The organism is Streptomyces sp. SID486, assembly GCF_009865385.1.
Lineage (GTDB): Bacteria > Actinomycetota > Actinomycetes > Streptomycetales > Streptomycetaceae > Streptomyces.
In genome coordinates, this window is record NZ_WWJT01000797.1 from 1 (window position 1) to 6,623 (window position 6,623).

Genomic DNA, 6,623 nt, shown 5'->3' on the forward strand with positions numbered 1-6,623 from the left:
CCACACACCGGCCACCCCGGGCACCTGCGCCTGCCCGCCGAGGCGCCCCTCGGTACCCACGTCGCGCGCGACCCGGGTCACCTGGTCGGCGAAGGCGGACAGCTGATCAACCATCGTGTTGATCGTGTTCTTCAGCTCGAGGATCTCACCGCGCGCGTCAACGTCGATCTTCTGCGACAGGTCACCCCGCGCCACCGCCGTCGTCACCTGCGCGATCTGCCGCACCTGCGAGGTCAGGTTGCCGGCCATGAAGTTGACGGAGTCCGTCAGCTCCTTCCACGTACCGGAGACGCCGTCCACCCGGGCCTGACCGCCCAGCCGGCCCTCCGTCCCCACGTCCCGGGCCATCCGCGTCACCTGGTCGGCGAACGACGACAGCTGGTCCACCATCGTGTTCACGGTGTTCTTGAGCTGGAGCATCTCACCGGACACGTCCACGGTGACCTTCTGCGACAGGTCGCCGTTCGCCACCGCCGTCGTCACCTGGGCGATGTTGCGCACCTGCCCCGTGAGGTTGCGGAACGCCGTGTTGACGGAGTCCGTCAGGTCCTTCCACGTGCCCGCCGCACCCGGCACCTGCGCCTGGCCGCCCAGCTCACCCTCGACACCGATCTCCCGCGCGACCCGCGTCACCTCGGCACCGAACGACGACAGCTGGTCCACCATGCCGTTGACGGTGTTCTTCAGCTCCAGCATCTCGCCGGCCACGTCCACGGTGACCTTCTGCGACAGGTCACCGCTGGCCACCGCGGTCGTCACGGCGGCGATGTCCCGCACCTGCGTGGTCAGGTTCCGGAACACCGTGTTGACGGAGTCCGTCAGGTCCTTCCAGGTACCCGCCGCGCCCGGCACGTTCGCCTGCCCGCCGAGCCGCCCCTCCCCGCCGACCTCGTTCGCCACCCGCGTGACCTCGTCCGCGAAGATCCGCAGCGTCTCGGTCATCTGGTTGATCGTCTCGGCGAGCTGCGCCACCTCGCCACGCGCCGGAACGGTGACCTTCTGCGACAGGTCACCATTGGCGACAGCGGTCGTGACCTGCGAGATCCCACGCACCTGGGCGGTCAGGTTGCCCGCCATCGTGTTGACGGAGTCGGTCAGCTCCTTCCACACACCGGCCACCCCGGGCACCTGCGCCTGGCCGCCGAGGATGCCCTCGGTGCCCACCTCCCGGGCCACCCGGGTCACCTCGGAGGAGAAGGACGACAGCTGGTCCACCATCGTGTTGACGGTGTTCTTCAGCTCCAGCATCTCGCCCGCGACATGGACGGTCACCTTGCGCGACAGATCGCCCTTGGCGACCGCCGTGGTCACCAGGGCGATGTCCCGCACCTGCGCGGTCAGCCGGTACGCCATCGTGTTGACCGACTCGGTCAGGTCCTTCCACGAACCCGACATACCGCGCACCCTGGCCTGACCGCCCAGCTTGCCCTCGGTACCGACCTCGCTGGCCACGCGCGTGACCTCGTCCGTGAACGTCGACAGCTGGTCCACCAGGTTGTTGACGGTACGGCCGACCTTCAGGAACTCACCGCGCAGCGGATGCCCCGTACCGCCGTCCGGCGCCTGCGTCCGCAGCTCCATCCGCGGCGACAGATCACCCTCGGCGACCGCCGTGAGCACCCGGCTGACCTCCGACACGGGCCAGACGAGATCGTCCACCAGCGCGTTGGAGTTGTCGATCGCCGTCGCCCAGGAGCCCTCACAGGCGCCCGACTCCAGCCGTTCCGTGAGTTTTCCCTCACGACCCACCATGCGCCGCACGCGCGACAGCTCACCGGTCAGGTGCAGGTTCCGGTCGGCCACCTCGTTGAAGACGGCCGCGATCTCCGACATCACGCCGTCCCCGGACACCGTGAGCCGCTTGCGGAAATTGCCCTCGCGCATGGCCACGAGGGCCGCCAGCAGCCGGTTCAGGGCAGCCGTGTCCACGGCGGTGGTACCGCCGCTCCTGCCCAGGGAAGGTCCGCCTTTCGCGCGCGTCTTCGTGCCTCGCGTCGCCGCGCCAGACTCCACTGTGTCCCTCCCGGAGGGGTAGACCGCTACTGCTGTGCTCGGCCGCTGAGGCCCCGGCGTGCCGGTCATCGGCATGCCGGTCACTTCCACGTGCCGGTTGCTTCTGCGTGTTCCTGCCGGACGCGATCCGGCCGCACCAGGGGCTGCTGCCCGCCGCACGCGGCACACAAGCAGCCCGACCCGACCTTCATCAGAAGCCTGCCCAGTGTTTCACCCCGGCCGAACCAGGCCATAACAGTTCGGCAGCTTCGCACACCGTCCGCACACCAGGGGCGTAAACACCTGCGACCGGCACCCGCTCGGACCGCGAAGGTAAGTAACCTTGCATGCGGCTGTCCAGCCGCACCGGTCCGACCGGTCTGGGCGGTGGCACGAGCAGGAGCGGGCATCGGAGGGGCGGCCGGACACCATGACCACCGGACTGATCCCCGGGGGACAGCCCCCGGACCCACAGCCGACGGGCGAGCTGATGCCGCAGCAGCGGCGCGAGCCGGTCGGCGAGACAGCCCTGCATGCCGACAACCGGTCGAGGAGTTCTGTGATCACCGCGCGCGCGGCTGCCAGTTTCGAGCCCGTCGGACGATCGGTCGCGACCGCCCGGTCCTTCGTCCGTGACACCCTCCAGGGCTGGGGATTCGCCGACATCGTCGACGACGCCGTCGTTCTCACCAGCGAACTGGTGACGAACGCCGTCGTCCACGCGGGCACCCACGCGGAGGTGCTGTGCCTGCGCACCGAGGACGGCGTGCGCGTCGAGGTCTCCGACCGCTACCCGGAGCGCGAGGTACCCCTCCAGCACTCCGTCTCCGCCATGGGCAACCCCGACCGGGAGGGCGGTCGCGGCCTCCAGCTCTGCGCGGCCCTGGCCACCCGCTGGGGCGTCGACTACACCCCCACCCACAAGAACGTCTGGTTCCAGCTCAACCTGCCCGAACGGCCGGTCGGCACCCGCGCCGCCGGCCCGGCCCTGCCCGCCGACCTGCTCCCGCTGGCCGACGGCCGGGTCCGCGTCGCCGTCCTCCAGGTCGACCGCAAGGGCAACATCAGCGCCTGGAACGAGGACGCCGAGGAACTGTTCGGCTACCCGGCGGCCGACGTCATCGGCAAGCCCCTCACCGAGCTGGCGGCCTGGCCGCACACCCCGGGCACCGGCACCGGCATCGCCGAGGCGTTCCAGCTCTCCCGCTGGGAGGGCACCTACGGCATCCGCGGCACCGACGGCCGCGTGTCCCAGGTGTACGCCTCCCACCTCCGCGTCCGCGACACCGGCGGCGAGCCCTCCACCGTGTGCCTCCTGGTCCGCGACCACGAGCGTGCCGTACTGCAGTCCCCGCCCCGGGTCCCGGCCACCGACCCGGGCCAGTCCTCCGACGGACAGAGCACCGACCCCTTCGAGGTGTTCATCGGCTCCCCCGCCCCGGACGACCTCGACGGCCTGCTCCAGCGCACCGTGGAGCGGGCCCGCGACATGCTCGACGGCGACTCCGCCTTCCTGCTGCTCGCCACCGACGACGAGACGGAGCTGGAGGTCCGCGCCTCCACCGGTCTGCCCTCCGCCCGCCAGCGCTTCGCGCGCGTGCCCGTGGAGGCCGGCCCCGGCCGCTACGGCTCCGCCCGCATGCCCGCCGTCCACGACGACCTCGCCGCCGTCCCGGGGGCCGTACCGCTGCTCGCCGGCACCGGCATGCGCTCGGTGGTGACCGTCCCGCTGAAGGTCGAGGGCCGCCTCACCGGCTCCCTGGGCGTCGCGGCCGAGGCGCCCGGCCGGTACACCAACGAGGAGGCGCTGCGTCTGCAGTTCGCCGCCGACCGCATCGCCCTGGCCGTCGAATCGGCCCGCCTCGGCGAGCTGGAACGGCTGCGCCGCGGCTCCCTGAGCTTCCTCGTCGAGGCGTCGGACCTGCTCGCCGGCACCCTGGACCGGGACCAGACCCTGGCCCTGATGGCCCAGATGACGGTCCCGACCCTGGCGACCTGGTGCGCGGTGTACACCATCGCCGACCAGGCGTCCGAGCCGTACCTGTCGTACGTCCTGCACGAGGACGAGGAACTCATCGACGGCATCAAGTCGCTGCTGTCGAAGGTGCCGCCGCCGGACCCGGTGCCGACCCCCGGCGCCCGCGTCTGGACCGCCCCGGCCGAGACCGCCCACCAGGCGGCCCTGCGCACCTCCATGCGCAGCCTCGGCCTCTCCGGCGGCCCCGCCCACCAGATCGCCTCGGGTATCGGCCCCACGCTCGCGACGGCCGGCGCGGTCGGCGGTGAGACGGTCGTGCTGCCGCTCGTCGCCCGCAACCGCGTCATCGGCATGCTGACCCTCGGCAAGCCCACCGACGAGCACTTCCGCCAGGAGATCCTGGAACTCGCCGAGGACCTGAGCCGCCGGGCGGCCCTCGCCCTGGACAACGCCCGCCTGTACTCGGAGCGCACGGCCATCAGCCAGGCCCTCCAGCGCAGCCTGCTGCCGCCCGGCACACCGCACATCGACGGCGTCGAGGTGGAGGTCATCTACCGCGCGGCCGGCGAGGGCAACGAGGTCGGCGGTGACTTCTACGACGTCTTCCCCATCGGCGACGACGCGTACGGCTTCGCCATCGGCGACGTCTGCGGCACGGGCCCCAACGCGGCGGCGGTCACCGGCCTCGCCCGGCACGCCCTGCGCCTGCTGGCCCGCGAGGGCCTGAGCGGCCCGGCCGTACTGGAACGCCTGAACTCCGCGATCCTCGACGAGGGTGACCGCAGCCGCTTCCTGACGCTCCTCTACGGCGAGCTGCGCCCGCAGGAGGACGGCAGCGCGGAGCTGAAGGTCGTCTGCGCCGGCCACCCGCTGCCGCTGCGCCTGCGCCAGGACGGCACGGTGACGCCGGCGGCCGAACCGCAGCCGCTGCTGGGTGTCATCGAGGACCTGGAGCTGTACGAGGAGACGGTCACCCTCGATCCGGGCGACGTACTGCTCTGCGTCACCGACGGTGTGACCGAACGCCGCGAGGGCACGCGCATGCTGGGTGACGACGGCCTCGCCGACGTACTCACGACGTGCACCGGGCTGACGGCGGGCGCGGTCGCGGCACGCATCATGCGCGCGGTGGAGCGCTTCGCCTCGGACGCCCCTTCCGACGACATGGCGATTCTGGCGATGCGGGTCCCGGGAATCCACGTGGAGGCGTGAGGAAACACGAAAAAGCCCCACCCGTGATGGGTGGGGCTTTTTCGTATGGAGCCCCCAAACGGAATCGAACCGTTGACCTTCTCCTTACCATGGAGACGCTCTACCGACTGAGCTATAGGGGCCTGTCGTTTTCGAGGTTTCCCTCGCGGCGACGAAGAAACTGTACCCCGAGCGGGCCTCGGTTCCCAAATTCGTACGGTGTCCGGTCAGAAGGCGGGCTGAAGCAGGCCGCCGAGGGCGTTGCAGGCGGACACGACGCGCTGCATCTCCCGCTTGGTGAGCGTCGCGTTCACGGGCAGCGCGAGGGTCTCGTCGGCGGCCAGCTCGGTCTGCGGCAGCGACACGCACCGACGGAACTCGGGAAGCCGGTGCACGGGCGTCTTCACCGGTACCCGGCAGTCAACTCCCCTGCTTCGCAGGGCCCGCGCGAAGGCGTCCCGGTCCGGCCGTCCGTTCCCCGGCACGCGCACGACGTACTGCTGGTAGGTGTGCCCGTCGCCGCCGTCCGGTGTCCGTACGCCCTTGAGCTTGGCGTCGAGGTAGGCGGCCCGTTCCCTGCGCTGGGCTATCTCGTCGTACGGTGCCTCGGACTCGCCCTGTTCCAGCACCAGCAGTCCGTGCCGCTGTCCGACCGCGTGCAGCCGGGCGATGTCGGCCCGCCGGCCGAAGCGGTGCACGACAACGACCGCGGCGGTACGGGAGGTTACGGCCGACTCGACCGTGTCCGGGGCCAGGCAGTAGGTCACCGGGTCCACGTCGGCGAAGATCGGGAGCGCACCTGCGAGGGCGACGGCCTCTGCGACTTCAACGTTCCCGAAGGCCGGTACGACGACCTCGTCACCCACTCCGACGCCGGCGGCCCTGAGCATTGCTGCAGTTCCCATGCCTGGATGCTGTGCTCGCAACGTGAACGACACGTTACGCACAACAAAAAAAGGCCGGACCCTGAACCGAAGTTCAGGGTCCGACCTTTATCAAAATTTGTTCGGCGGCGTCCTACTCTCCCACAGGGTCCCCCCTGCAGTACCATCGGCGCTGTGAGGCTTAGCTTCCGGGTTCGGAATGTAACCGGGCGTTTCCCTCACGCTATGACCACCGAAACACTATGAAACTGAACGCCGCACCACGCTGTGGCAACGTGGGGCTGTTCGTGGTTTCAGAACCAACACAGTGGACGCGAGCAACTGAGGACAAGCCCTCGGCCTATTAGTACCGGTCACCTCCACCAGTTACCTGGCTTCCAGATCCGGCCTATCAACCCAGTCGTCTACTGGGAGCCTTACCCTCTCAAGGAGGTGGGAATACTCATCTCGAAGCAGGCTTCCCGCTTAGATGCTTTCAGCGGTTATCCCTCCCGAACGTAGCCAACCAGCCATGCCCTTGGCAGAACAACTGGCACACCAGAGGTTCGTCCGTCCCGGTCCTCTCGTACTAGGGACAG

General features: G+C 69.9%; 3 protein-coding genes, 1 tRNA gene and 2 rRNA genes. 1 reads left to right on the forward strand and 5 read right to left on the reverse strand.

Annotated features, from left to right (window positions below):
* Positions 1–2,013 (reverse strand): HAMP domain-containing protein (locus GT045_RS37925; RefSeq protein WP_345942882.1); only part of this gene is annotated, 2,013 nt, incomplete at its 3' end.
* A 409-nt stretch (positions 2,014–2,422) separates the two neighbouring features.
* Here GT045_RS37925 and GT045_RS37935 point away from each other — a divergent pair.
* Positions 2,423–5,182, forward strand: coding sequence for a SpoIIE family protein phosphatase (locus tag GT045_RS37935; protein ID WP_161336988.1), 2,760 nt, complete (start codon positions 2,423–2,425; stop codon positions 5,180–5,182).
* Between the two features lie 46 nt (positions 5,183–5,228).
* On the opposite strand, the gene GT045_RS37940 is transcribed toward GT045_RS37935, so the two are convergent.
* The 4 genes from GT045_RS37940 to GT045_RS37955 form a co-directional block, all read right to left on the reverse strand.
* A tRNA-Thr gene (locus GT045_RS37940) sits at positions 5,229–5,304 on the reverse strand.
* A gap of 84 nt (positions 5,305–5,388) precedes the next feature.
* Positions 5,389–6,051: a DegT/DnrJ/EryC1/StrS family aminotransferase gene (locus GT045_RS37945; RefSeq protein ID WP_161336989.1), complete on the reverse strand. Its 663-nt coding sequence runs from the start codon at positions 6,049–6,051 to the stop codon at positions 5,389–5,391.
* 114 nt (positions 6,052–6,165) lie between these two features.
* A 5S ribosomal RNA gene (gene rrf, locus GT045_RS37950) occupies positions 6,166–6,282 on the reverse strand.
* Positions 6,283–6,368: 86 nt separating this feature from the next.
* Positions 6,369–6,623 (reverse strand): 23S ribosomal RNA (locus GT045_RS37955); the annotation flags it as partial.